Raw genomic sequence first — 22,725 nt, 5'->3', positions numbered from 1 at the left:
CCTGCCGAGGAACGACACGCATGACCGCGCCCCGCATCGACATCGACACCATTCGCCGCCTCCCCAAGGCCGTGCTGCACGACCACCTCGACGGCGGCCTGCGCCCCGCCACCCTGGTGGAGCTCGCCGAGACGGTCGGCCACACGCTGCCCACCACCGACCCGGACGCGCTGGCCGCCTGGTACTACGAGGCCGCCAACTCCGGTGACCTGGTGCGCTACATAGCCACCTTCGAGCACACCCTCGCCGTGATGCAGAGCCGCGAGGGCCTGCTGCGCACGGCCGAGGAGTACGTGCTCGACCTGGCCGAGGACGGCGTCGTCTACGGCGAGGTCCGGTACGCGCCCGAGCTGATGGTGAACGGCGGGCTGACCCTGCCCGAGGTCGTCGAGACCGTGCAGGAGGGTCTGGCGGCCGGTATGGCCAAGGCGGCGGCCGCGGGCACCCCGGTCCGTGTCGGCACCCTGCTGTGCGGGATGCGCATGTTCGACCGCACCCGGGAGATCGCCGACCTCGCGGTGGCGTTCCGGGACGCCGGCGTCGTCGGCTTCGACATCGCTGGGGCCGAGGACGGCTTCCCGCCCGCCGACCACCTCGCCGCCTTCGAGCACCTGCGCGGCGAGAGCGTCCCGTTCACCATCCACGCCGGTGAGGCCCACGGCCTGCCCAGCATCCACCAGGCCCTCCAGGTCTGTGGCGCCCAGCGCATCGGCCACGGCGTCCGTATCACCGAGGACATCGTCGACGGCAAGCTCGGCCGCCTCGCGGGCTGGGTGCGCGACCGCCGTATCGCCCTGGAGATGTGCCCGACCTCCAACCTCCAGACGGGCGCGGCGACCTCCATCGCCGAGCACCCCATCACCGCCCTGCGCGACCTCGGCTTCCGCGTCACCCTCAACACCGACAACCGTCTGGTGTCGGGCACGACGATGACGCGCGAGATGGCGCTGCTGGTCGAGGAGGCGGGCTGGACGGTGGAGGACCTGCGCACGGTCACGGTGAACGCCGTGAAGAGCGCGTTCATCCCGTTCGACGAGCGGAAGGCCCTCATCGAGGACGTCGTCCTGCCCGGCTACGCCCTCTGAACCAGCCCCCGTACATAGGCGGCCTGTCCGACGTGCTGCAGATCGTCGGACAGGACGCTGACCAGCCGTACGCCGAGGGTGACCGGGGGATCCCAGCGCTCGTCCACGACCCGCTCGAAGTCCTTGGCGGTCAGTCCGCGCACGAACTCCAGCGTCTGTTCGTGCACGGCGTCGTAGTACCCGGTCAGCAGGTCGGCGGAGTCGACCCGTACCTTGGCGACCTTCGCCGAGCTGTGCCCGTACCCCGTGTCCTGGCGCGGCAGATCGAGCCCGAAGCGCTTCTCCCAGTCCTGCGAGAGCCAGACCTGCTCGAGCCCGGCGGCGTCCGCGACATGGTCGTCCTGGACGCGGGTGAGGTGCCAGACCAGCCATGAGACGGAGTTGGCGTCGTCCGAGATGGGGGTCCCCCCGCTCGAGCGAAGCCGAGAGTGGGGGAGGGCGTTGAGAACGTCCGGCGGCAGGCCCTCGACGGCGGCATGGACCTCTTCCTGGATGCGGCTGTACGCGTCGATGAGGATGTCCTTTGCAAGCATGCGTCCACCATCGCGCATCGCGGTCCCTCACGCGTCCGGAATCCAACTCCCGTGGAAGCCGAGCGGCACCCGCCCCGGGAGATGGACCCGGGCGACCGGCTCGCCCGTGAAGTCCTGGGCCGCCAGGATCACCAGATCGGCGGCCCCGCGGTCGGGGTTGTGCACATAGGCGACCGCGTAGCCGTCGTCCTCGGCCCGTGCGCCCTCGCAGGGGACGAAGACGGCCTCCCCCGCGGCGGCGTCCCGCGGCAGCCGGTGGACCTGCGTGGTGCCGCGGAGCAGGTCGTGCTTGATCAGCGCGTTGGCGAAGGCCCGGTCGGGCGGGTTCCCGTCGGGCGTCAGGTACGCCAGGGTCATGTCGGCGGCGGCCGCCGTGTAGGCGTAACGGTGCCGCCTGGAGACCAACGCCTCGTGGACGCGCGGAAACTCCTGCGGGCGGTCGTCGAGGGTCCTGGTGCGTACGCGGCCGTGCGCCACGTCGATCGTCCAGCGTTCGAGCGAGGCGGTGCCGGCGCCGTACGGTCCGTCGGAGCCGCGGCCCGCGACATGGAAGGGCGCGGGGTAGGTCGTCATGTCGACGACCACCGACGAGCCCTCGTCGTACGCGTTCAGGGTGTGCGAGTAGTAGACCGGATCCACCTCGAACCAGCGGACCTCGCCGCCCGCGCGCGGCAGCAGACCGACCCGCGTCGGGTGCCTCTCGTTCCAGACGTACGGCACGATGTCGCCCCGCTCGGCTCCCTCGGGGTCGAAGGTGATGGGCAGATCGAAGATCACGACGTACTTCTCGGTGAGCGCGAAGTCGTGCATCATCGGCGCGTCCGCCACCGGGATCCGCGTGGACCGCACGACCCGGCCCGTGTGGTCGATCACCTGGTGCCGGACATGGTCCCAGGTGGGGTAGTAGGCGATCGCGTGCAGCTCGCCGGCCGCCGCGTCGAACTTGGTGTGGGCCGTGAAGGCTCCTTCGAGGGTCCCTCGGAAGTCGTACGTGCCCACCGTGTTCAGCTCGTGGTCGAGTTCGTACGGCAGCGGGCCGCTCTCCTGGAGGGCCAGGATCCGTCCCTTGTACCCGATCACATGGGTGTTGCACGGGAAGTCGTCCGGCGGGACGGGCCCGGGGTACGGCTCGCCGAGCTTCCCGGCCACGGAGGCCGAGCGGACCCAGCGGTTGCGGTACCACTCGGCGCGGCCGTCCCGGAGCCGCACTCCGTGCACCATGCCTTCGCCGAGCATCCAGTGGTGGGCGCGCGGGTCCTCCAGACCCAGGACGTTGGGGCCGTTGCGCAGAAAACGACCGTTCAGCTCGCGCGGGACGCGTCCGGTGACCGGGAGGTCGAACGCCGTCAGCTCCTCGGTGACGGGCTTGAACGCCCCCTCCAGGAACGGGAACCGATGCCCGCCCTGTGCCGACACCGGTTCCGCTGCCGCCGCCGCGCGGCCCCCCATCGAGCCGACGAGCCCTCCCGCCGCCGCGACCGCCGCCCCGCGCAGGACCGTCCGCCGTGTGTGATCCGCCATCTCCGTACTCCAGCCTCGCAGTCGCCCGTCGTGGACGTCCACGAGTCTGCGGCCGGAGAGCGGGCCGGGTCAGGAGTGCTGGAACCCGTCCGGGGGTGGTGTCAGGCCCCCTCTTGCGGGGTGTCGAGAAGCACCATCAGCGCCCGCGCCGCCGGACTGGTGGCGTCCGGCGGCGGCAGCATCGCGACGGTCTCGTACGAGGCTTCACAGGCGCCCTTGAAGGGGAGGGCGGTGAGACCGCCGGCCTCGCGCTTGTGGCCGAAATGGCGGGGGACGACGGCGATGCCGAGGCCCTCGTGGACCAGCTCCAGCAGGCTGTGCACGTCGCTGACCTCCAGGGCCACGGTGCGCCGTACGTCGGCCGCCGCGAAGGCCGCGTCCGTCGTGCGGCGCGGCCCCCAGTCGGGATGGAAGTCGACGAACGCCTCGCCGCCCAGCTCCTCGGGCGTGACCACGGCGGCGGACGCGAGGTGGTGCGTCGGATGGCAGAGCACGGTCATCGGTTCGCTGGTCAGCGGGACCGACCGCAGCTGGTCGCCGTCCGCCCGCGTCCTGACGGCGAAGGCCAGGTCGAGACGGCCCGCGGCGACCTCCTCGGCCAGCGCCTCGGAACCCGCCTGCCGCAGCCGGATCTCGACGTCGGGATGGCGCCGCCGGAACGCGGCGAGGAGCTTGGCCACGTCCACGCCCGCGATGCACTGCTCGGTACCCAGGGAGAGCGTGCCGCGCAGCACGCCCTGTACGGCGGCCACGGCGTCCTGCGCCGAGCGCACCTGGGCGAGGATCCGCTCCGCCTCGCCGAGCAGGGCGCGACCGGCCTCCGTGAGCGTGACCCGACGGGTGGTGCGCACGAACAGTGGTGCCTGAAGCTCCCGCTCCAGGGCGCGAATGGAGGACGACAGCCCCGACTGCGACACCATGAGCCGTTCCGCCGCCCGGGTGAAATGCTGGTCCTCGGCGACCGCGACGAAGTGCTGAAGGTGGCGCAGTTCCATGGGGCACAACAGTAGTCGCCGATTGAGAAGCGCCGTCGCTCAGTCCCATCCGATTCTCCCGTTGGACCTCTGCGCCGTGCCCGAGCGAGAGTGGAGACCTGTTTTCCCGGCCTTTCAGGAGCAAGCGTTGTACACCGCACACACCGACCGTTACGCGGACATGCCCTACCGGCGCACCGGACGCAGCGGACTGCAGCTGCCCGCGCTGTCGCTCGGCCTGTGGCACAACTTCGGCCCCGACCGGCCGGTGGAGACCCAGCGCGCGATCCTGCGCCGCGCCTTCGACCTCGGTGTCACCCACTTCGACCTGGCCAACAACTACGGTCCGCCGCCCGGCGCCGCCGAGTCGGCCCTCGGTGACGCCCTGAAGGCGGACTTCGCGCCCTACCGCGACGAGCTGGTCATCTCCACCAAGGCTGGCTACCTGATGTGGCCGGGCCCGTACGGCGAATGGGGCTCCCGCAAGTACCTGCTGTCCTCGCTCGACCAGAGCCTGGCCCGGATGGGCCTGGACTACGTGGACATCTTCTACTCGCACCGCCCCGACCCGGAGACTCCCCTGGAGGAGACGATGGGCGCCCTGCACTCGGCGGTCCAGCAGGGCAAGGCGCTCTACGTCGGTGTCTCCAACTACTCCGCGGAGCAGACCCGCGAAGCCGCCCGTATCCTGGCCGAGCTGGGCACCCCGCTGCTGATCCACCAGCCGCGCTACTCGATGCTCGACCGCCGCCCCGAGGACGAGGGGCTCCTGGACACGCTGGACGAGCTGCAGGTCGGCTCCATCGCCTACTCCCCGCTGGAGCAGGGCCTGCTCACCAGCCGCTACCTCGACGGCATCCCGGAGGGCTCGCGCGCCGCGAGCGACAGCCCCTTCCTGAGCGCCGACACGGTCACCGAGGACCTGGTACGGCAGCTGCGCGCCCTCGACGAGATCGCCAAGTCCCGCGGCCAGTCCCTGGCGCAGCTGGCGCTCGCCTGGGTACTGCGCGGCGGCCGGGTGACCTCCGCGCTCATCGGCGCGAGCAGCCCCCAGCAGCTGGAGGACAGCGTCGCGGCCACCCGCGCCCTGGACTTCACCGCGGAGGAGCTGGCGCGGATCGACGCGATCATCAAGGCCTGAGTCCCGCCGACCAGGCCGTAGGAGAAGCCGACCGGGCCGTGCGGCCCGGTCGGTCAGGCGTTGAGCCGCTCGCTGAGCTCCCAGAGGCGGTCGACCCGAGTCCGGCCCGGCGCGCCCAAGGGGCCGGACCAGGAGTCGGCGAAGGCCCGCCCCGAGGCCGACCCGCCCTGCGCCCCCGCCCTCGATGGCTACGGCTGGAGCCTCACTGGCCCGGCACGCGGTCCAGGAATCCGTGGACGCTGCGGATCCGGTCCTCGCCGTCCAGGGTGATCACGTCGAATCCGGCGACGGGCGCCGTGCCGTCGGCCTCGTCGACCAGTTCCCAGCCGAAGCGGGCGATGTCGTGATGCCCGTCGACCGGCCCGGCGAGCCGGAAGGAGAACCCCGGGAACTGCTCGTGCACCGCCGCGATCACCGCGGTGATCCCGTCGTGCCCGCGGACCTCGGCCAGCGGGTCGGTGTAGCTGCCGTCCTCGCTCCAGGCGGCGGCGACCGCCTTGTCGAGCGCATCCCGGGCAGTGGCGTTCCAGGCCTCGAAGTAGCGGGCGACGGCGTTCTCGTAACGGCTGCCGGCTGCGGACATGGTGGATCAACCTCCGTGGAAAGTAGGGTAGTCGCTGGTCAGAGAGCGGATTCCCAGCCGTGGTGCCCCGCTGGGATCCGATACCGCAACCATGCCCGCCGACGCTCGAGGGCGTCGATTACCTCCCAGGTAAGGGCAGCGAGTCGCCTTTCGGCCAAACCCGGCCGTGAATATGCCAGGAGACTGGCTGGAATGGCGTGGTGACAGAGTGTCAGGAGTGGCGATACTCGAGTGACAGGGCGATTCAGCCAAGCCCGCGCGCAGCACGACCACGCACGACGCGCGCAGCACCACCATGCACCACGAACGAGCCGCACGCAGTGAACGAGCCGCAGGGAAAGTGAGGCCGGGCCGGCGGAGAGCGTTGCAATGGGGGAGCGATCGTGCACGACGAATTCCTGTGCCATGTGACCGCATACGGAATATGCGGAGGCAGACGCGTCGGTGTCCCACTGGGGACCTATCGCGCGCCCACCCTGGCGCTGGCTCTGTGGTGGATGCGGGACCGTGCCTCCTGGATGGCCTCGCGGCTCGATCCGCAGCCCGAAGATCCGACCTTCCCGCCGAACTCGATCGCGCCGGTGGCGGACACCGTCCCCGACGTGCCGAGCGTCCTGCGCGCCTGGTGCGGTGACGCCCTCCAGCAGGAGCTGGTCGCCGAGGAACTGGCCGCGGGAAAGCTCGTCCGGATCGCCACCAGCGACGACACCACCGAGTACGAACTCCTCGCCGAATCCGTGGACGCGCTGCGCATGCAGCGGACCGCCGCCGCGCTCGGCAGCTCCGCGGCCTGACCGCCGCCCGACAGGTTCAGGGGTCCCCCCCCCCGATCAGCGGGGCCAGGTCGGCCGGTGGGAGCGGCCCCACTCGTTGCCGGGCCGGCCGACGTGAGCCGCCGACCAGGCGCATATGTGGGCGAATAGCTAGAATTCTGGGCATGGGAGAGCGGTCGGTCGCGCCGACGGCGCCCGAACTCGTCCTCGAAACCGAGACGGGCTCCACGGTGCTGAGTCCGAGCCGCGACTATCACGTCGGGCGTGACCCGTCGAGCGAGATCGTCATCGACGACGTGCGGGTCTCGTGGCACCACGCGGTGCTGCGGCCCGAGGCGGACCACTGGACGATCCAGGACGAGAACAGCACGAACGGCACGTACGCCGATGGCAGGCGGGTCCGCGAATGGGGCGTCGGACCGGGCAGCGTCATCCACTTCGGCAGCCCCTCCGACGGTCCCCGGGCGGTCTTCGCCGACAAGACCCCGCAGCGGCCGCCGGGCGCCTTTCGGCCATCGGTCAGCGGCACCTTTCCACGGCCGACCACCGTACGGCCACTGCCCGCCCGCACCGTCCGCATCGGCCGCGGCGGGGACAACGACCTGGTCATCGACGACCTGGTCGTCTCCCGGCGGCACGCCGAACTGCTGGCACAGCCGGACGGGACGTACGAGATCCTCGACCTCGGCAGCCACAACGGCACGTTCCTCAACGGGCAGCCCGTCACCCGCGCCCCGGTCACCCCCGGTGACATCGTCGGTGTCGGCCACTCCGCGTTCCGCCTCGTCGGCGACGAGTTGCAGGAGTACGTCGACACCGGCGAGGTCTCCCTCGACGTCCAGGAACTGACCGTCGCCGTCGACCGCGGCCGCAAGATCCTCCTCGACCAGGTGTCATTTCCCGTCGGCGAAAAGTGTCTGCTGGCCGTCGTGGGCCCCAGCGGCGCCGGAAAGTCCACGCTCCTCAACGCCCTCACCGGGCAGCGGCCCGCCGACCGCGGAGCCGTCCTGTACGACGGCCGCGACCTCTACCGCGACTACGCCGAGCTGCGCCAGCGCATCGGCCTCGTGCCGCAGGACGACATCCTGCACGCCCAGTTGACGGTGCGGCGGGCCCTCGCGTACGCCGCCGAACTGCGCTTCCCGCAGGACACCGCCAAGGCGGAGCGCCAGGCGCGGGTCGACGAGGTCATCCAGGAGCTGGGCCTGGAGCAGCGCGTCGGCCAGTCCATCCACAGTCTGTCCGGCGGTCAGCGCAAGCGGGTCAGCGTCGCCCTGGAACTGCTGACCAAGCCGTCGCTGCTGTTCCTGGACGAACCCACCTCCGGTCTCGACCCCGGCATGGACCGCTCGGTGATGCACATGCTGCGCGGCCTCGCGGACGACGGGCGTACGGTCATCGTGGTCACCCACAGCGTGCTCAGCCTCGACATCTGCGACCGGCTCCTGGTGCTCGCGCCCGGCGGCAAGGTCGCCTACTTCGGACCTCCTGACGACGCCCTCGCCTTCTTCGGCTACCAGCAGTGGCCCGAGGCCTTCGAAGCCTTCGAGCGGGACCAGGACCGGGACTGGGCGGGGGAGTACCGCGGCTCGCCGCTCCAGGGCCGGTACATCGACAGCGCCGGCTCCGTCGCACGGCCGCAGCTGCCACGGGCCGGTCCGGCCGCCGCCGTCGGCCCGCCGCCCAAGGCCCAGAGCTGGGCCGCGCAACTCGGCACCCTGGTGCGCCGGTACGCGGCCGTGCTCAGCGCCGACCGGACCTTCCTCGTCGTCATGGTCGGGCTGCCGTGCGTGATGGGGGTGATGGCCCGTGCGGTGGCCGGCGGTGAACTGACGGCGGAGACGGCGATGAACGTACTGCTCATCCTGTGCATCGGCGGAGTTCTGACGGGCGCGGCCAACGCCGTGCGCGAACTGGTGAAGGAACGAGTCATCCACCAGCGGGAGCGCGCGGTGGGCCTGTCCCGATCGGCGTACCTGATGTCGAAGATCGTGGTCCTCGGCGCCATCACCGTGCTCCAGGCCGTCGTGCTCTGCCTCGTCGCCCTGTTGGGCGTCGACCTCAACGCGCCCCGCGGCGAAGGGGTCCTCATGCCGCCACTGCTGGAGATCACGCTCGTGGTGGCCCTGCTCGCCTTCTCCGCGATGATGCTCGGCCTCGTCGTCTCCGCCGCGGTGGCCAAGGAGGAGGTCACCATGCCGCTTCTGGTGCTGCTCGCCATCGTCCAGGTGGTGTTCAGCGGTGCGCTGTTGAAGCTGCACGGGGTGCCCGGCATGGAGCAACTGGCCTGGCTCGTCCCCGCCCGCTGGGCTCTGGGCGCGATGTCGGGGACCATCGGCCTGGGCCGGATCGAACCGGGGACGCTCACCTCCGACCCGCTGTTCCGGCACGAGGCCGGCGTGTGGCTGGTCAACGTGGGCATGCTGGTCGTGCTGTCGATCGTGTTCGGGTGCGTGGTGGCCCGGCTGCTGCGGCGGCACGAACCCGAGGTCATGCGGAAGTAGGTGCGATGACGACTCCCGACCCGGCGACGATCGACGACTTCCGTCCGACGCACGTCGTTCCGCCGGACGGCCTGCCCGCCTGGGAGACACCGGACCCCTCCCGGCCCACCGTGCCGCTCGACGCGCTGCTCCCGGTGCAACTCGTCGAGCGGCTCGGTGACTGGGGCCGGGTCGTCTGCGCCAACGGCTGGGCGGCCTGGGTGGACGGCCGGCTGCTGGTCGCCGTACCGCAGCCGCCGTCCGCGGAGGGCGGCTCCCTCACCCGAACCGCCGACCCGCGCCCGCTCCTCGCCCTCGTGGAACAGGCGCTCACCCGCTATCGGAGCGCGGTCGAGGACCTCGCGGCCGGGCGGCTGGACGGAGCGTCCTTCCGCGGCATCACGCGCGGGCAGCGGATGGGGGTGATCGTCGACGGCGAGTCCCTGTGGCTGTACGACGCCGAACACGAGCGCTGGGCGTACACCGACGGGAGGCGGCTGAGCACGTACGCGGTCGCGGACGAACCGGCGGTGGCCCCGAAACGGAACGGGGGTGTTCCGGGCCGGGCCCGCACCGGTGTCGTACGGGCACCCGACGACCATGAACCGACGCGTCTCGTCCCCGGGGTGACGGACGAGCCGGGTGACCGCTGACGGCGCGGGACAGGTCCTAGCCGACGGTGTCCTGCACGACCTCGCCCTTTCGGTGCACTCTCTTCGCCAGCAGGGCGCCGAGGAACCCGGCCACCAGGCCCCACAGGACGGCGAGCCCGAGCGCGCTCCAGAACTTCGGCTTGAGGAAGAGTTCGCCCGCGAGGCCGCCGCCGGCATCACCGATGCCGATGAGCGACAGGCCGTAGTGCGCCGAGATCCTGCCGACGAGACAGATCATGAGCACCGTCAGCGCCAGCGCGAGCGCCATCCGCACGGCGTGCCGCCAGGCCCGCATCCGGGCCGGTGAGCGGGCGGCCATCAGAAACGCGGCGCCCAGGAGCAGCAGCGCGTCGACGACCAGCAGCCACCACACCCTGCCGTCGTAGTGGCCGAGGGAGCGCAGATTGACCGCGGAGACGTCCGGGGTGCGCAGCACCTGGTCGAGGACGTGCGGCATGGGCAGCCCGAAGGGTCCGTCCACCCGCCCCGTCCAGGTGGCGCCCAACCCGATCGTGAAGGCGAGCCAGGCGAGGTTGGGCAGCCCGAGGAAGATCACCGCGAAGGTCTCGGGGACATGCCCACGTGTCGCGGCCGTCACCAGCGCGATGACCACCCCCACGGCGACACACGCGAGCAGCAGCGCCACCATGGCGTACGCGGCCGGACGCACCGACTCCTGGAAGCGCAGCAGCCGGGCCGGGAGCGGGGCCGCGCGCGACACGAGCAGGGCGAGGACGAGGACACCCGCGAGCCACAGCACCCCGTAGAGCAGCGTCACGGGCACATCGGTCTTGAAGCCCACCTCGGGCGAGACCCCGATGAGGTCGCCGATGTCGCTGATCGTCCCGGTACCCAGGGAGATCTTGAACTTCTGGCGGGAGCAGAGCGCGAGTCCGAGGAGGGCCAGCAGCCACAGCACCGCGATCCTGACGGCCCAGCCGGCCAACTCGGGTGCGCCGGCGACGGCCCGGTGCCGCAGCGGCCGCAGGAAGCCGGCGGCGATCACCAGGGCCCCGGCGAGCGTGACCGACAGGGGGATCACCGTCAGCCCCGCCCGGGTGTCGGCGATCACGCCCACGTCACCCGCGAGCTCGATGGTGCCGCCGACCGCGGTCACGACGGAGGCCGTGACGACCCGTGGGTAGGCGTGGTCGGGCAGACCCGTGGCACCGGCCCCCCACAGCCCGAGGGCCGCGGCCGCCAGCATGGTGAGCACCCCGGCCACCACCGCCAGCAGGGCCTGGCCCCATCCGTGGCGGGCGGCCGTCCGCTCGCCCGGAGTGGCGACGACCTGGCCGGACGGTGTCTGCGGGATCACGCTGCCACGCTAAGCAGCGCCGGGGTCCACCGCGCGTCGGGAGGGCCGACCGCGTCATCGACCGCGTCAGCTTGCGGGGGGCACCCGACCGGAGCACACAATGGGCTCGTTGCGAAATTAAACGGTACAGAGCGCGTGAAATGCCGCGAGATCCCTACGCCCGGAAGAAGAGCTCGTGAGCGTCGACCCGCCGTCCTCCGACCGGCCCACCGGCCCCCCTTCGGGCCCGCTGTCGGGCTCCCCCCGGCCGGGGGCCTCCGACCACGCTCCGACCCAGGGGATCGGCCGCCCGCTCGCGTCACCGCCGGGCGCTCCGCCGAGCGGCGACGGCCCGGGAGGCGGCGGTTCGGGAGGCGGCGGTCCCGGCGGCCCGTCCGGTCACGGCAGCGGTCCGGACCACCCCTGGTGGAAGTCGGCGCCGAGGATCGCGCTGATCACGGGGGTCGTGGTGGCGGGGGTGGTGATCGGTGTCGTCCTCAGCCGCTCGGGCGGCACGTCCGGCACGGGATCGGGCGGCGAGGTGTTCCTGCAGGCCGCGAACAAGTCGGGTCCCGACCCGTTCACGGAGTCGACGGCGAAGTCCGATTCCACCGCGCCGGTGACACCCGCGGCGGACATGCCGGAGTCCGCCAATGTCACGCGCGGTGTGTCGGGTTCCGCGCCCGGCCTCTACGGCGGCACCCGCAACACCGCGAGCTGCGATGTGGAGAAGCAGATCAAGGCGCTCCAGGCGGAGCCGGCGAAGAACAAGGCGTTCGCCTCCGTGGCGGACGTCCAGCCCACCGAGGTCCCGGCCTACCTGCGCTCGCTCACCCCCGTACAGCTGCGGATGGACACCCGCGTCACCAACCACGGCTACCGCGACGGCGCGGCCACCGGCTACCAGGCGGTGCTCCAGACGGGCACGGCGGTCCTCGTCGACGGCCACGGGGTACCGCGCGTGCGCTGTGCCTGCGGGAACCCGTTGACGCCGGCGGTCGCGCAGCGGACCGTGCCCAGGCGGACGGGTGACACCTGGCCCTCGTACCGGTCGCAGAACGTGGTGGTCGTCGTGCCCCCCAAGACCACCGTCGACGTCTTCGTCATCTACGACCCCCACCGCGACGAATGGGTCGGCCGCCACCGGGGCGACACCGACGGCGGCCGGGACGAGAAGACGTACCTTCCGGCGAAGCCGTCCCCCGGGGTGAGCATGTCGTCGGCGTCACCGAAGTCGCCGTCGCGGAAGCCCCGGTCCTCGTCGTCCTCTTCTTCTTACTCGTCGTCATCCGATGCGCCGTATCCGTCCGCCTCTTCGTCGTCGGATCCGGATTCCCCCTCCTCCGAACCGCCCACGAGGGCATCGGAGCCAGGGCCGTACGACGGCCTCGCGTCCCCCGGCACGACGACCGATGCCACGACGTCGGACACCTCCTCGTCCTACGGCACCCCGGAGGCGGCCTCGACGGCTCCTGGGTACTGAGGCGACCCCAGGACTTCCACAGGCCCCGGGGGAAGGGCGGTGTCCTGCGTCACGGTGTGGGTTCCGTCCGGTCCGCGGTGTCCCGGAGGCGGAACGCCTCGGCCTGTGCCGCGAAACCGGCCAAGTCGTCGGCGACGAAGCGGGTCGCGACCGCGGGGATGACGAGAGCCTGTCCCGACACGGCGAGCGTCTCGCCCCGGGGCACGTACACCTTGCGGCGGCGGCGCTTGGAACCGGACTCCAGCGTCTGACGGGCGGCGATCCGGAACCCCACCACGCGCCCGCTGATACCGGCCTCGACGACGAGGTCCAGGACGGTGCCGACCTCCGTGCCCATGTCCGTCAGGACCCTGGCGCCCAGTACCCGGCCGTGCGCAGCCTCGTCCCGAGCGACCACCGCGACCGGTTCGGCGAGGACCTCCCGGCCGAGGATCATGACGGCGTCGCGGCCGAGCGAGTGCACCGCGCTCCACGGCAGGCTCTGCTTCAGCGGGCCCGCGAGCAGCCCCCGGCCGTTGAGGGTGAAGCCGGTGACCCGTCCCGCGGGCCCGTCGAAGACGGTGTCCTTGACCCGCGCCACCGCCTCACCGCCCAGGGTGACCACCGGTCGTCCACCGAGATCGCGTGCGGACATCAACTCGCTCATCACACCTCCCGCTTCCCGAACCGGTCCCCGCGCCGCACGGCGATGACGGTCCCCGACCGTCTGCTCGTCTGCACCCAGACCGCCGCCACGCCCAGCAGCACCAGGGCCGCGACCACGACGACCAGCCACATCCACCAGTCCACCGTCCACCTCCGGGACTTCGGGCCCCGGCCGCCGTCGACCGGATTCCGCCCGGTCCGGGTGCCCCGAGCGGGCCGGAGGATGCACCGTGTCCGCCATCGCGGCGGCTGGGCTCGGGCGCGGGATCAGTCGGACGACGTGCCGGCCGGTCTGCCGGACCAGTCCAGACAGACGATCAGCGCGTCGTCCAGCGGCTCGGTGACGCGGTGGCGGGCCAGCTCGTCGAGGACGGCGCGCGGTACGTCGGCCGCGGGCAGCAGGGCGGTGGCCGACACGGCACGGGCCAGTGCCCGCTCCCCGAAGACCTCTCCGAGCGGGGAGAGCGCGTCGTACACACCGTCGCTCACCACCAGCAGCCGGTCGCCGGGCAGGACGCCGAACTCCTGCGGCACGTAGTCGGACTCCTCGAACATGCCGAGCGGCAGCTGCGCCTCCAGCTCGATCCGCTCCACGGCCGTACCCCGTCGGCGCCACATCCGGGGGGAGCCCGCGTCCACCGCGAGCGCGCTGCCGGTGGCGAGGTCGAACGAGAGCAGCAGCGCCGACACGTGCTGGTCGCCGTGGTGCTGGGCGTAGAGGGCCTGGTCGGCGAGTCTGGCCTGGTCGGCGACCGGGAGACCGGCGCGGCGGGCGTTGCGCAGGGCACCGACGGCCAGGTGGGTCAGCAAGGACGCGTGGATACCGTCCCCCATCCCGTTGATGATCGACAGGGTGAGCCGGTGCGCGTCCGAGGACCAGTCGAAGTTGTCCCCGCGCACCGCGTAAGCGGGCTCCAGCTGGGCGCCCACGGCGAACTCCGCGCGGGCGCAGGCCCGGCCCGGGAGCAGTTCCCACTGCATTTCAGCGGCCAGCGTCAGCCGGCCGATCCGCCGCGCCTGCCGGTAGACGTCGGTGTCGCGTTCGGCCACGACGATCGCGTGGCCCAGCAGGTCGGCGACCTGCACCAGTTCGTCGGTCACCGCGGGGTCCACGGGCTCCGGGGGCAGCAGGACCGTGAGGATGCCCAGGCGCTCGCCCCGGGCGGTGACCGGCAGATGGAGACGGGTCCGCCCGGCGTTTCGGGGGTGTTCCTCGTGCGGCTCCTGACTGCCGAAGGCCCGGCCCTCGGGGCTGTTGTGCAGGGAGACGGCGCGCGCGGGGTCGCCGGGCTCCTCGACCGGCTGGAGCACGGTCAGCCCGTAGTCCGCCAGCAGCAGGTCGGCGTCGATCGCCCCCCAGACATCCGTCAGGAGGGGGCGCAGGGTGTCGAGCAGCGCATGCGGCGGGGCCGCGCGCAGGGCTCTGTCGACGTCGTTCACAGAGGTCACGGTCGTGATGGCTTTCTCGTGCGGTTCTCGTGCGAGTGGGTCCGCGTGGTCGCGGTGGTCTGTTCTCGGGGCTCCGGTGGACCGGCGCGGCTGGCCATGGCCTTCAGGAGATGACAAGGTGGATCGGTGCCTCGCTCGATCCGTCCACCCGTCTCCCGAGACGAAGCCGCGCAAACGCTCGACGCCGTCTCGGAGCTTCTCGAACTCCTGTGGGGTCGAGGGCAGGAGTCCGCGCCGTCCGGACCGGTGCCGCCCTCTCAGCTACGGGCCCTGATCGTGATCGAGCAGGGCGGGTCCATGAATCTTCGCTCGCTCGGCGACGCCCTGGCCTCGCGTCCCTCCTCGGTCAGCCGTCTGTGTGACCGGATGGAGGCAGTCGGCCTGATCCGCAGAGTGCCGAGCTCGACGAGCCGGCGCGAGGTCGAGGTCGGCCTCAGCCCGCTCGGGGAGCAGGTGCTGGGCGAACTCCGGGACCACCGCGCGCGCGAGGTGCGGGCCGTGCTGGAGCAGATGTCCTCGGCGGACGTCGCCCGGCTCACCGAAGGCCTCGAAGCGTTCCGGGCGACGGCGCTGGACCAGCTCGAGGAGCGCTCCGGCCGGTCCGGCCGGGCGCCCGGGCGTGCGACCGGTACCGATTAGCTCCATCTGCGTCCCTTCGATGCGACCCATCACTGCGACAACCGGCCCACGGGTCGCCGAACTTGGGATCGCAGGGACACCAGATTGTTGCCTGACAGCAATTGTTGTCAAATGACAACGGTCGGCTACGGTAGGGCCTGACACCGCTCCATCGCGGCGTTGTGGCGCACCGTCCCCATGCGGCTACCCCACTCTCCGCGGATTCGACGACATTTCGAGGGATCGCTGTGCATTCAGGCCGGAGTTCAGGTCAGGCGGCCATGTCACTGTCCACGAGCGAGACAGGTCGGTCGACCGTGATCGCGGTCCGCGGCGAGGTGGATCTCGACAACGCGGCCGAGCTCGACGAGGCCCTCGCCGCGGCGAGCCGGGCCTGCCAGGGCTCCGTCGTCCTCGATCTGGCCGGGGTGACCTTCCTCGACTCGACCACGATCAACGTCGTCCTGCGGGCCCATGGGACGCTCGGCCCGCGGCTGCGGCTCGCCGCTCTCTCCCCGTTCGTGGAGCGGGTGCTGGGCATCACCGGCGTCTCTGGCGTGCTGCCGGTCTTCCGTGGTGTGGAGGAGGCGCTGGAGGCGGATGCGGTCTGAGGGCACGTCAGGTGAACCGTGCGGGCGGCCAAGGCGTCTCCGGGGAGTGCTCAGGACGCCCGTGGGCCAGCGACGGGCCGAGCGACCGCAGCGCGGCCAGCAGTCCGCTCAGATCGGACTCCGGCATGCGCAGCAAGGCATCCCTGATCCACGCGGTGCGCTGTGCCCGCGCCCGGTCGAGGGCACAGCGGCCGCGGCCGGTCAGACTCAGGCCGACGCCCCTGCGGTCCTCGGTGCGCGGCGAGCGGGCCAGCAGCCCGGCTTCTTCTAGCGTGTCGCACACCCGGCTCGCCCGGGAGCGGCTGACCTGCGCCCGCTCGGCGAGTGCCGCGAGCGTCAGACCGGGATCCGTGCCCACCAGGGTCAGGGCGCGCAGCAGCGGCGGCGAGAGTCTGCTGTCGACCGCGACCGCCGTACGGGCCGACACGGCGACCAGGATCTCGGCCGCGGCCGTGAGCTGATCGGCCGCCTGGAGCAGGGCGTTGTCCCGTCCCCGGGGCGATATGTCGTCCCGTACTTCGGGGTCCTGTCCATCCATCCGTCCGCGCCCCTTGCTCGCACCGGGAATTCGGTGACCGGTCGTGTCTCGCGTGGTGGCCCTGCCCGGCCGCGTCGGAATGACACCGCTCGTGTGTGGGAATCATGTGCGGAAGCCACCGGGGCGAGGGAACATCGGGGTGACTGTGGAGCACTTCACGGGGTACGAGCACTTGTGCAGCAGCGTCCGGACGCGGAAGGTCCCGACGTACCGGCATCCGAGAGAGAACCACATGATCGAGCGCTTGGACGGAGCGGTGATACCGACTGGCTTCGACGTGCCCGTGGAACCGCTTCGGCGGGCGGCGCACTACACCGGCGAGCCGGGGTGCATCGCCGAAGCACGCCACTTCGCCGAGCTGTTCCTCGAACAGCTCCGTTCGGAGTGGTGTGCCGAGATCGGCGAACGGGCCACCGGCGACCTCCTGGTGGTCGTGAGCGAGCTGGTCACCAACGCGGACCGGCACAGCCACGGACCGTACATCCTCGAACTGGAGGGAACCGACACCTCCGTCACCGTCATCGTGTACGACAGCAGCGCCACCCTCCCCCGGCGCTACCCGCGGGATCCCGAACGCGTGGGGCGGCACGGCCTGGAGATCGTGCACGCGCTCGCCACGCAGGTGACCGTCGGACGGGTACCGGTCGGAAAATGCGTCAAGGCCCAGCTCACCCTGCGCCGTTGACCCGGAGTCACGTACCAGTAGGCTCACAGCGGACCACGGTCGGCGTGGGTCATCCAAGGGGGGCGAGCGTGGCGGATCGCCTGCCGCGGACAGGTGAACTCGGCGCGGTGCCCCGGCAGGGGACCTCGGATCCCCGCTGGGGCCTGGACGCCACCGCGGCACTGCTGCTGGTCGAGGACGACGCCGGAGACGCACTGCTGGTGCGGGAGGTGCTGGCCGACACCGGACTGCCGATGGAGGTCACCTGGTGCAAGTCCCTCGCCGAGGCACGGGTGTTCCTCGATGCCGCGCGCTACGCCGTGTGCGTTCTGCTGGACCTGCATCTGCCCGACACCCACGGACTGAGCGCGGTCCGGCTGGTGCGTGACGCCGCGCCCGACGCGGCTGTCGTGGTGCTCACCCCGGGGCTCCGCGCCCCGACCTGATCCTGCTCGACCTCAACCTGCCCAAGTACGACGGGCGCCAGGTACTGGAGCGGATCAAGTCCGACGAGGAACTGGCGCACATCCCCGTCGTCGTCCTCACCACCTCCTCCGCCGAGGAGGACATCCTGCGCAGCTACAAACTGCACGCGAACGCCTATGTCACCAAGCCCGTCGATCTCGACCAGTTCATCGCGGCGGTCCGCCAGATCGACGACTTCTTCGTGACCGTGGTGAAGCTGCCCAAGACCACCTGAGCCCCGTCCCGGCCGGACGTCCATGAATGCGCGAAGTCGGGGAACAGGGACAGAGGCGGCACAACCTTGCCGACCAGGAGCTCTGTTGTCGAGACGCGAGGGTGGGCCTCTGATGAGAAGGCGCGGGACGGGGCGACGAACAAGCGGCGGCACGCCGTGGCGGCCGGGCGGGGCGGCCTCGGGACCGGCCGGGCCCTCCGGTTGGCGACGGACCGTGGCGGGCGGACTCCTGTGGGCCGGCGCGGCCGCGGCCCTCGGCGCGTCCGGGAACCGGACCGCGCGCCGGGCGGCGCTGCGCGGCATCGGCACCGTCGGTATCGCCTCGGCCGTGACCCGCGTACTGGCACGCCCGGCGGCACGCAAGGCGCAGCCGCTCGACGCGGCCGGCCGTGTCGCGTCGGCCGCCGCGTTCGCCGCGGGAGTCCTGCTCGAAGCGCCCCGGTACGGCCTGTTCGCGGTTCCCGGCGCCGCGGCCCTGACCGTGGCCCGCACGCGCTCGGGGGCTCGCCGGCCGGGTGACGTGGCCGTGGGCGTCGCGATCGGCGTCGGCGCCGCCGCGCTGACCGCCCGCTGGTGGCCGGTCAAACCGGAGGCGGCGGCCGCGGCGGCACCCCCACGGCGGCCCGCTCCCGCTCTGCCCGGGGGCGCCGGACTGCACATCGTGGTCAACCCGTCCTCGGGTCTCTCGTGGAGCGCCGACACCCCCGACGCGAGCGCCTATCTGCGTGCCGCGCTGCCCAAGGCCGAGATCACGGTGCCACAGGAGGGCCAGGACCTGGTGGAACTCCTGGAACAGGCCGCCCGGCGGGCCAAGGCCGAGGGCGGCGCCCTCGGCGCCTGCGGCGGCGACGGCACGATCAACGCCGCGACGGAGATCGCCGCCCGGCTCGGTCTGCCGCTCGCGGTCTTCCCCGGCGGCACCTTCAACCACTTCGCCGTGGACCTCGGCAACCAGACCCTCGAGGACGTCGCACGAGCCGTGCAGGCGGGCGACGCGGTCGTCGCGGACCTCGGGCGGGCCCGGGCCCCCGGCGGAGCGGAGCAGGTGTTCCTCAACACCTTCAGCCTCGGCGTCTACTCGGACCTGGTCGGGGCCCGGGAAAAACTGGAACAACGGATCGGGAAATGGCCCGCGCTGGTGGTCGGACTGGTCAGGGTCCTCGCCAAGGGCAGCCCCGTGCACATCTCGGTCAACGGCCGCCCCAAGCACCTGTGGCTCCTCTTCGCGGGCAACGGCATCTACCACCCCGCCGGGTTCGCGCCCACCTACCGCACCCAACTCGACGACGGACTGCTCGACGTCCGTGCCGTCGACGCCGGCACCCCACTGGCCAGGACCCGGCTGCTGCTCGCCGTCCTGACCGGCACCCTGCACAACAGCCGGGTCCTCACCACGGCGCAGGTGCGCGGTCTGCGGCTCGAAGTGCTGTGCGGGGACCCGCGGTTCTCGTACGACGGCGAAGTGAACCGGGTCGCGGCACCGAGGCTCGTGCTCGACAAGCTGACGCGGGCCGTGACGCTGTACCGGCCCGCGGAGAAGGACCAGTGGCTGCGCTGAAGGGCTCGTCGGGCGCTCGCTGAAAGGCTGGTGGGGCCGCCCTGTACACCGGGGTGCTGTTGGCGAATCCGCCGTCGGGGACACCCTGCTCGGAAGTCGTGAACACTTACACGAGTAAGTGTTCACGACTTCTGGCACCCATGGGGTGGGACCGCCCTCACCTCCTCGCGCCGGAAAACCGGTGGCGGATCCCGACCGGGGCGCCGATGCTCGGAGGCATGACCGACACCACGCTTCCCCAGTCCGGTAACAGCCCGTCCGAGCGGACTTTCGGGTGGTGGGACATGTTCGTGCACCCGGACGACGATCCGCGCTCCGACGGGGGGTTCGTGGGGGAGCGGGACACGCTTGTCGGGTATCTGCGCGACCAGCGGCTGACGTTGGAGATGAAGTGCGCGGGTCTGGATGCCGAGGCGATGGCCCGGCGTTCCGTCGAGCCGTCGAACATGTCGCTGCTCGGGCTGGTGCGCCACCTGGCGGGGGTCGAACAGGCCTGGTTCCGCAAGGTGCTTGACGGACAGGACGTGTCCCGGCACTACCGCTGCGAAGGCGACCCGAACGGCGACTTCAACGGTGCGGTGCCCGACCCGGAGGTGGTGGCGGACGCCTGGGACACCTGGCGCTCCGAGGTGGCCTTCGCCGAGCGGTTCGTGGACGAGGCCCGCGACCTCGACATCACCGGCACCCACGACGACGAGCCCATCGCGCTGCGGGAGGTGCTGGTCCACATGATCGAGGAGTACGCCCGGCACAACGGCCACGCGGACTTCCTGCGCGAGCGGATCGACGGGCGGGTCGGGCAGTAACGGGCGGGCCGGGCCGTGGGGCACCGGCCGACGTGGTGCGGACCCGCCTTCGTCGGCACGGCTCGATTCCCCCCAGAGCGGAATGCCGAGCCGATCCCTTCCCTCGCAGCTCAGCGCTTCTAGGCTGAAGGGGTGAGCAACCAAGCGCCGAACGCAGCCCGCGTCATTCCCCTCCGCCCGGCGACCGCACCGGCTCCGGCCACCGCACCGGCGACCCGTCCCGCGGCCGACGCGCCCCAGCGGCCCCGCCCGGCCCTCGCGCCCCGGCAGGTGCCACCGGAGCCCGGGAGCAGGGAGCCGCTGTGGCGCGACCTGATGGGTGACGTCCTGCGGCGCGAGCGGCTCGCGCAGGAACGGACACTCAAGGACGTGGCCGACGCGGCACGGATCTCGATGCCGTATCTCTCGGAGCTTGAGCGCGGCCGCAAGGAGGCCTCGTCCGAAGTCCTCGCGGCCGCCGCGCGCGCCCTGGGCCTCGGGCTCACCGATCTGCTCTCACTGGCCCAGGACGAACTGACCCGACTCGCCCAGATGCGGCCCGCCCGCCGCCGCACCCCGTCGGCCTCGCACCACGACGGCATGTGCCTCGCCGCCTGACCGGGACGACCGGCTCGCGGTGGTCCGGTCTCAGACCGTCGCGAGCCGCCGGCTCAGGACCTCGTCCGCGAGCCCGTACGCCACGGCCTCCTGCGCCGTGAACACCTTGTCGCGGTCCATGTCCGCGCGCAGGCTCGCCGGGTCGTGGTGCGTGTGTCGGGAGAGGACGTCCTCGACCTGGGCGCGGATACGGAGCATCTCCTTGGCCTGGAGGGCCAGGTCGGAGACCGTCCCCTGTCGGCCGCCGCTCGCGGGCTGGCCGAGCAGTACACGCGCGTGCTCCAGCACGAACCGGCGCCCGGGATCACCGCCGGCCAGCAGCACCGCCGCCGTGGAGGCCGCCTGGCCGACGCAGAACGTCGAGATCGGTGCCTGCACGAACGTCATCGTGTCGTAGATCGCCATGAGTGAAGTGAACGACCCACCGGGCGAGTTGATGTAGATCGCGATCTCGCTCTCCGGGTTCGACGACTCCAGATGGAGGAGTTGCGCGATGACGACGTTGGCGACCCCGTCGTCGATCTCGGTGCCGAGAAAGATGATCCGCTCGGACAGCAGCCGGCTGAAGACGTCGTACGACCGCTCGCCCTGCGGGGTCCGCTCGACGACGTTCGGAATCGTGTACGTACCCATGTCAGAGCCCCATCCGTCGCCGTGACGCGGCCGGGCGGACGTCGTCGAGCGACTCCACGACCCGGTCCACCATGCCGTACTCCTTGGCCTGTTCGGCCGTGAACCAGCGGTCGCGGTCACCGTCCCGGGAGATCGTCTCCTCGCTCTGGCCGGTGTGCTCCGCGGTGATCCGCTCGATGGCCTTCTTCGTGAACTCCAGGTTCTGCGCCTGGATCTCGATGTCGGCGGTGGTGCCGCCGATGCCCGCCGACGGCTGGTGCATCATGATCCGCGCGTTGGGCAGTGCGTAACGCTTGCCGTGCGCGCCGACGCTGAGCAGGAACTGCCCCATGCTCGCGGCGAATCCCATGGCGAGCGTCGAGACGTCGTTCGGGATCAGCCGCATCGTGTCGTAGATCGCGAGGCCCGCGGTCACCGATCCGCCGGGACTGTTGATGTACAGGCTGATGTCGGTGCGCGGGTCCTCCGCCGACAGTACGAGCAATTGGGCGCAGACCCGGTTCGCGGACACCTCGTCGACCTGGGTGCCGAGGAGGACGATCCGCTGTGCGAGCAGTTGTGCGGCCAGATGGTCGTCGAAGCGGGTCGCGGGGGTGTCACCCTCCTCGGCGCGCGGTGCGTGGGCCGGGTACCGGCCGGTGATGAGTGAAGTCATCGGTCCTCCTCGTCGTGGCGCGGCTGTCGTCGCCGCGATCCCCACTCTCGGACCGAAGGCCCTCCCGGATCAGCTTTCTCGGCCCGCGGCAGATTCGCTACGGGCAGAGGGGATACGGGGTTGTGCTCACGCGTCGGCGCGCAGGTCCCGGAAGAAGGACCGCACATCCTCGACCAGCAGTTCAGGTTCCTCCGCCGCGGCGAAGTGTCCGCCCCGGTCGAATTCCGTCCACCGCACGATGTTGTTCGTACGGTCCGCGATGTGCCGCAGTGGGACGAGGGGCTCGTGCGGGAAGACGGCCAGCGCGGTTGGCGCGGTCGACGGCTCGGGTGGAGCGCCCTTGGTCAGCATCAGGTCCCGGTCGACGGCTTCCTCGGGGCGGTCCTTCGCATCCGTCCACGCCTGGAACTTCTCGGCGATCCAGGCGAGTTGTCCGACGGGCGAGTCCGTCAGCGCGTAGGCGAGGGTCTGCGGCCGGGTGCCCTGGAGCGCAGGTACTCCCGCGGGACGCCGTAGGCCCAGCCGACCCCCGGCAGTTCGTCGGGCCAGCGGGTGCGATCGAGCCGTTGGTGCAGGTCGTCGAGGTCGCTCTGTGGGAAGTCGATACGGAACGGCTCGACGCGAGCGGCGTCTGAGGCGGAGGAAGTCATGTACGCGCATGCTGGAGCGCCGTCCGGAGGATGCGGGGAACGACGCGATCAGCCGCTACCGCCACGCGGCGGAGG

General features: G+C 71.6%; 24 protein-coding genes and 3 pseudogenes. 14 read left to right on the top strand and 13 right to left on the bottom strand.

Features of this window, described 5'->3' with window-relative positions; translation table 11 throughout:
- The first annotated feature begins 20 nt into the window (after positions 1-20).
- On the top strand, positions 21-1,085 hold the full coding sequence (locus OG568_RS05580) for an adenosine deaminase (protein WP_266589193.1): 1,065 nt from the start codon (positions 21-23) through the stop codon (positions 1,083-1,085).
- Here OG568_RS05580 and OG568_RS05575 read toward each other — a convergent pair.
- From OG568_RS05575 to OG568_RS05565, 3 genes are all read right to left on the bottom strand, one after another.
- Positions 1,073-1,618 (bottom strand): mycothiol transferase, encoded by a 546-nt coding sequence (locus OG568_RS05575; protein WP_329530550.1) that lies wholly within the window; start codon positions 1,616-1,618, stop codon positions 1,073-1,075. The two genes, OG568_RS05580 and OG568_RS05575, sit on opposite strands and share 13 nt — an antisense overlap.
- A gap of 27 nt (positions 1,619-1,645) precedes the next feature.
- Entirely contained in the window at positions 1,646-3,139 is a 1,494-nt protein-coding gene (locus OG568_RS05570) for a carotenoid oxygenase family protein (RefSeq protein ID WP_329530549.1), read from the bottom strand.
- 101 nt (positions 3,140-3,240) lie between these two features.
- Positions 3,241-4,134: a LysR family transcriptional regulator gene (locus tag OG568_RS05565; RefSeq protein WP_266589199.1), complete on the bottom strand. Its 894-nt coding sequence runs from the start codon at positions 4,132-4,134 to the stop codon at positions 3,241-3,243.
- A gap of 127 nt (positions 4,135-4,261) precedes the next feature.
- Here OG568_RS05565 and mgrA point away from each other — a divergent pair, with 127 nt between their 5' ends.
- The gene (mgrA, locus tag OG568_RS05560; RefSeq protein ID WP_266589201.1) at positions 4,262-5,254 is read left to right on the top strand and encodes an L-glyceraldehyde 3-phosphate reductase; all 993 of its coding nucleotides are present in this window, start codon (positions 4,262-4,264) and stop codon (positions 5,252-5,254) included.
- Positions 5,255-5,456: 202 nt separating this feature from the next.
- On the opposite strand, the gene OG568_RS05555 is transcribed toward mgrA, so the two are convergent.
- On the bottom strand, positions 5,457-5,837 hold the full coding sequence (locus OG568_RS05555; RefSeq protein WP_329530548.1) for a nuclear transport factor 2 family protein: 381 nt from the start codon (positions 5,835-5,837) through the stop codon (positions 5,457-5,459).
- Between the two features lie 383 nt (positions 5,838-6,220).
- Here OG568_RS05555 and OG568_RS05550 point away from each other — a divergent pair, with 383 nt between their 5' ends.
- From OG568_RS05550 to OG568_RS05540, 3 genes are all read left to right on the top strand, one after another.
- Positions 6,221-6,631 carry a hypothetical protein gene (locus tag OG568_RS05550; protein ID WP_266589205.1) on the top strand — a complete coding sequence of 137 codons (411 nt, stop codon included), beginning with the start codon at positions 6,221-6,223 and terminating at the stop codon, positions 6,629-6,631.
- A gap of 143 nt (positions 6,632-6,774) precedes the next feature.
- Entirely contained in the window at positions 6,775-9,114 is a 2,340-nt protein-coding gene (locus OG568_RS05545) for an FHA domain-containing protein (RefSeq protein ID WP_329530547.1), read from the top strand.
- 5 nt (positions 9,115-9,119) lie between these two features.
- A complete protein-coding gene (locus OG568_RS05540; RefSeq protein WP_329530546.1) occupies positions 9,120-9,746 on the top strand; it encodes a hypothetical protein in 627 nt (208 codons plus the stop codon).
- A 16-nt stretch (positions 9,747-9,762) separates the two neighbouring features.
- On the opposite strand, the gene OG568_RS05535 is transcribed toward OG568_RS05540, so the two are convergent.
- On the bottom strand, positions 9,763-11,064 hold the full coding sequence (locus tag OG568_RS05535) for a streptophobe family protein (RefSeq protein WP_329530545.1): 1,302 nt from the start codon (positions 11,062-11,064) through the stop codon (positions 9,763-9,765).
- A gap of 175 nt (positions 11,065-11,239) precedes the next feature.
- On the opposite strand from OG568_RS05535, the gene OG568_RS05530 reads away from it, so the two are divergent.
- On the top strand, positions 11,240-12,526 hold the full coding sequence (locus tag OG568_RS05530; protein WP_329530544.1) for a DUF6777 domain-containing protein: 1,287 nt from the start codon (positions 11,240-11,242) through the stop codon (positions 12,524-12,526).
- Between the two features lie 49 nt (positions 12,527-12,575).
- Here OG568_RS05530 and OG568_RS05525 read toward each other — a convergent pair whose 3' ends face one another.
- From OG568_RS05525 to OG568_RS05515, 3 genes are all read right to left on the bottom strand, one after another.
- Positions 12,576-13,172, bottom strand: a complete 597-nt coding sequence (locus tag OG568_RS05525) for a PRC-barrel domain-containing protein (RefSeq protein WP_329530543.1) — start codon at positions 13,170-13,172, stop codon at positions 12,576-12,578.
- Complete coding sequence (locus tag OG568_RS05520) at positions 13,172-13,315, bottom strand: hypothetical protein (RefSeq protein WP_329530542.1); 144 nt, start codon at positions 13,313-13,315, stop codon at positions 13,172-13,174. The genes OG568_RS05525 and OG568_RS05520 overlap by 1 nt, the downstream gene beginning before the upstream one ends.
- A 123-nt stretch (positions 13,316-13,438) precedes the next feature.
- A complete protein-coding gene (locus OG568_RS05515) occupies positions 13,439-14,620 on the bottom strand; it encodes a PP2C family protein-serine/threonine phosphatase (protein WP_443077556.1) in 1,182 nt (393 codons plus the stop codon).
- Positions 14,621-14,746: 126 nt separating this feature from the next.
- Between OG568_RS05515 and OG568_RS05510 the strand changes: the two genes are divergently transcribed.
- Both OG568_RS05510 and OG568_RS05505 read left to right on the top strand, forming a co-directional pair.
- A complete protein-coding gene (locus OG568_RS05510; RefSeq protein WP_266425108.1) occupies positions 14,747-15,259 on the top strand; it encodes a MarR family winged helix-turn-helix transcriptional regulator in 513 nt (170 codons plus the stop codon).
- Positions 15,260-15,519: 260 nt separating this feature from the next.
- A complete protein-coding gene (locus OG568_RS05505; RefSeq protein ID WP_329530540.1) occupies positions 15,520-15,849 on the top strand; it encodes an STAS domain-containing protein in 330 nt (109 codons plus the stop codon).
- 7 nt (positions 15,850-15,856) lie between these two features.
- Here OG568_RS05505 and OG568_RS05500 read toward each other — a convergent pair whose 3' ends face one another.
- Complete coding sequence (locus OG568_RS05500) at positions 15,857-16,387, bottom strand: MarR family winged helix-turn-helix transcriptional regulator (protein ID WP_329530539.1); 531 nt, start codon at positions 16,385-16,387, stop codon at positions 15,857-15,859.
- Positions 16,388-16,619: 232 nt separating this feature from the next.
- On the opposite strand from OG568_RS05500, the gene OG568_RS05495 reads away from it, so the two are divergent.
- From OG568_RS05495 to OG568_RS05470, 6 genes and pseudogenes are all read left to right on the top strand, one after another.
- Complete coding sequence (locus tag OG568_RS05495; protein WP_266589217.1) at positions 16,620-17,072, top strand: ATP-binding protein; 453 nt, start codon at positions 16,620-16,622, stop codon at positions 17,070-17,072.
- A 107-nt stretch (positions 17,073-17,179) separates the two neighbouring features.
- Positions 17,180-17,473: pseudogene (locus OG568_RS05490) on the top strand (response regulator); the annotation flags it as partial.
- Positions 17,461-17,751 (top strand): annotated as a pseudogene (locus OG568_RS05485) (response regulator); the annotation flags it as partial. The pseudogenes OG568_RS05490 and OG568_RS05485, both read left to right, overlap by 13 nt.
- A gap of 214 nt (positions 17,752-17,965) precedes the next feature.
- On the top strand, positions 17,966-19,309 hold the full coding sequence (locus OG568_RS05480) for a diacylglycerol/lipid kinase family protein (protein ID WP_329530538.1): 1,344 nt from the start codon (positions 17,966-17,968) through the stop codon (positions 19,307-19,309).
- 284 nt (positions 19,310-19,593) lie between these two features.
- Complete coding sequence (locus OG568_RS05475; protein WP_329536267.1) at positions 19,594-20,115, top strand: DinB family protein; 522 nt, start codon at positions 19,594-19,596, stop codon at positions 20,113-20,115.
- Positions 20,116-20,247: 132 nt separating this feature from the next.
- Positions 20,248-20,712 carry a helix-turn-helix domain-containing protein gene (locus OG568_RS05470; RefSeq protein WP_329530537.1) on the top strand — a complete coding sequence of 155 codons (465 nt, stop codon included), beginning with the start codon at positions 20,248-20,250 and terminating at the stop codon, positions 20,710-20,712.
- Between the two features lie 30 nt (positions 20,713-20,742).
- Here OG568_RS05470 and OG568_RS05465 read toward each other — a convergent pair whose 3' ends face one another.
- The 4 genes and pseudogenes from OG568_RS05465 to OG568_RS05450 form a co-directional block, all read right to left on the bottom strand.
- Entirely contained in the window at positions 20,743-21,345 is a 603-nt protein-coding gene (locus OG568_RS05465; RefSeq protein WP_329530536.1) for a ClpP family protease, read from the bottom strand.
- Position 21,346: 1 nt separating this feature from the next.
- On the bottom strand, positions 21,347-22,000 hold the full coding sequence (locus tag OG568_RS05460; RefSeq protein WP_266425078.1) for an ATP-dependent Clp protease proteolytic subunit: 654 nt from the start codon (positions 21,998-22,000) through the stop codon (positions 21,347-21,349).
- A 126-nt stretch (positions 22,001-22,126) separates the two neighbouring features.
- A pseudogene (locus OG568_RS05455) lies at positions 22,127-22,513 on the bottom strand (alpha/beta fold hydrolase); the annotation flags it as partial.
- A complete protein-coding gene (locus OG568_RS05450) occupies positions 22,450-22,650 on the bottom strand; it encodes an epoxide hydrolase N-terminal domain-containing protein (RefSeq protein WP_329536266.1) in 201 nt (66 codons plus the stop codon). The gene OG568_RS05450 and the pseudogene OG568_RS05455, both read right to left, overlap by 64 nt.
- Between the last annotated feature and the right edge of the window lie 75 nt (positions 22,651-22,725).

Source organism: Streptomyces sp. NBC_01450 (assembly GCF_036227505.1).
GTDB lineage: Bacteria > Actinomycetota > Actinomycetes > Streptomycetales > Streptomycetaceae > Streptomyces.
This window is presented reverse-complemented; position numbering and strand designations above follow the sequence as displayed.

What these genes read in the sequence shown, in the direction of transcription:
- OG568_RS05525 (WP_329530543.1), bottom strand. Translation starts at nt 13,172, where the DNA reads ATGAGCGAGTTGATGTCCGCACGCGATCTCGGTGGACGACCGGTGGTC.
- OG568_RS05540 (WP_329530546.1), top strand. Translation starts at nt 9,120, where the DNA reads ATGACGACTCCCGACCCGGCGACGATCGACGACTTCCGTCCGACGCAC.
- OG568_RS05565 (WP_266589199.1), bottom strand. Translation starts at nt 4,134, where the DNA reads ATGGAACTGCGCCACCTTCAGCACTTCGTCGCGGTCGCCGAGGACCAG.
- OG568_RS05575 (WP_329530550.1), bottom strand. Translation starts at nt 1,618, where the DNA reads ATGCTTGCAAAGGACATCCTCATCGACGCGTACAGCCGCATCCAGGAA.
- OG568_RS05500 (WP_329530539.1), bottom strand. Translation starts at nt 16,387, where the DNA reads ATGGATGGACAGGACCCCGAAGTACGGGACGACATATCGCCCCGGGGA.
- OG568_RS05475 (WP_329536267.1), top strand. Translation starts at nt 19,594, where the DNA reads ATGTTCGTGCACCCGGACGACGATCCGCGCTCCGACGGGGGGTTCGTG.
- OG568_RS05465 (WP_329530536.1), bottom strand. Translation starts at nt 21,345, where the DNA reads ATGGGTACGTACACGATTCCGAACGTCGTCGAGCGGACCCCGCAGGGC.
- OG568_RS05570 (WP_329530549.1), bottom strand. Translation starts at nt 3,139, where the DNA reads ATGGCGGATCACACACGGCGGACGGTCCTGCGCGGGGCGGCGGTCGCG.
- OG568_RS05460 (WP_266425078.1), bottom strand. Translation starts at nt 22,000, where the DNA reads ATGACTTCACTCATCACCGGCCGGTACCCGGCCCACGCACCGCGCGCC.
- OG568_RS05580 (WP_266589193.1), top strand. Translation starts at nt 21, where the DNA reads ATGACCGCGCCCCGCATCGACATCGACACCATTCGCCGCCTCCCCAAG.
- OG568_RS05450 (WP_329536266.1), bottom strand. Translation starts at nt 22,650, where the DNA reads ATGACTTCCTCCGCCTCAGACGCCGCTCGCGTCGAGCCGTTCCGTATC.
- OG568_RS05505 (WP_329530540.1), top strand. Translation starts at nt 15,520, where the DNA reads ATGTCACTGTCCACGAGCGAGACAGGTCGGTCGACCGTGATCGCGGTC.
- OG568_RS05545 (WP_329530547.1), top strand. Translation starts at nt 6,775, where the DNA reads ATGGGAGAGCGGTCGGTCGCGCCGACGGCGCCCGAACTCGTCCTCGAA.
- OG568_RS05555 (WP_329530548.1), bottom strand. Translation starts at nt 5,837, where the DNA reads ATGTCCGCAGCCGGCAGCCGTTACGAGAACGCCGTCGCCCGCTACTTC.
- OG568_RS05495 (WP_266589217.1), top strand. Translation starts at nt 16,620, where the DNA reads ATGATCGAGCGCTTGGACGGAGCGGTGATACCGACTGGCTTCGACGTG.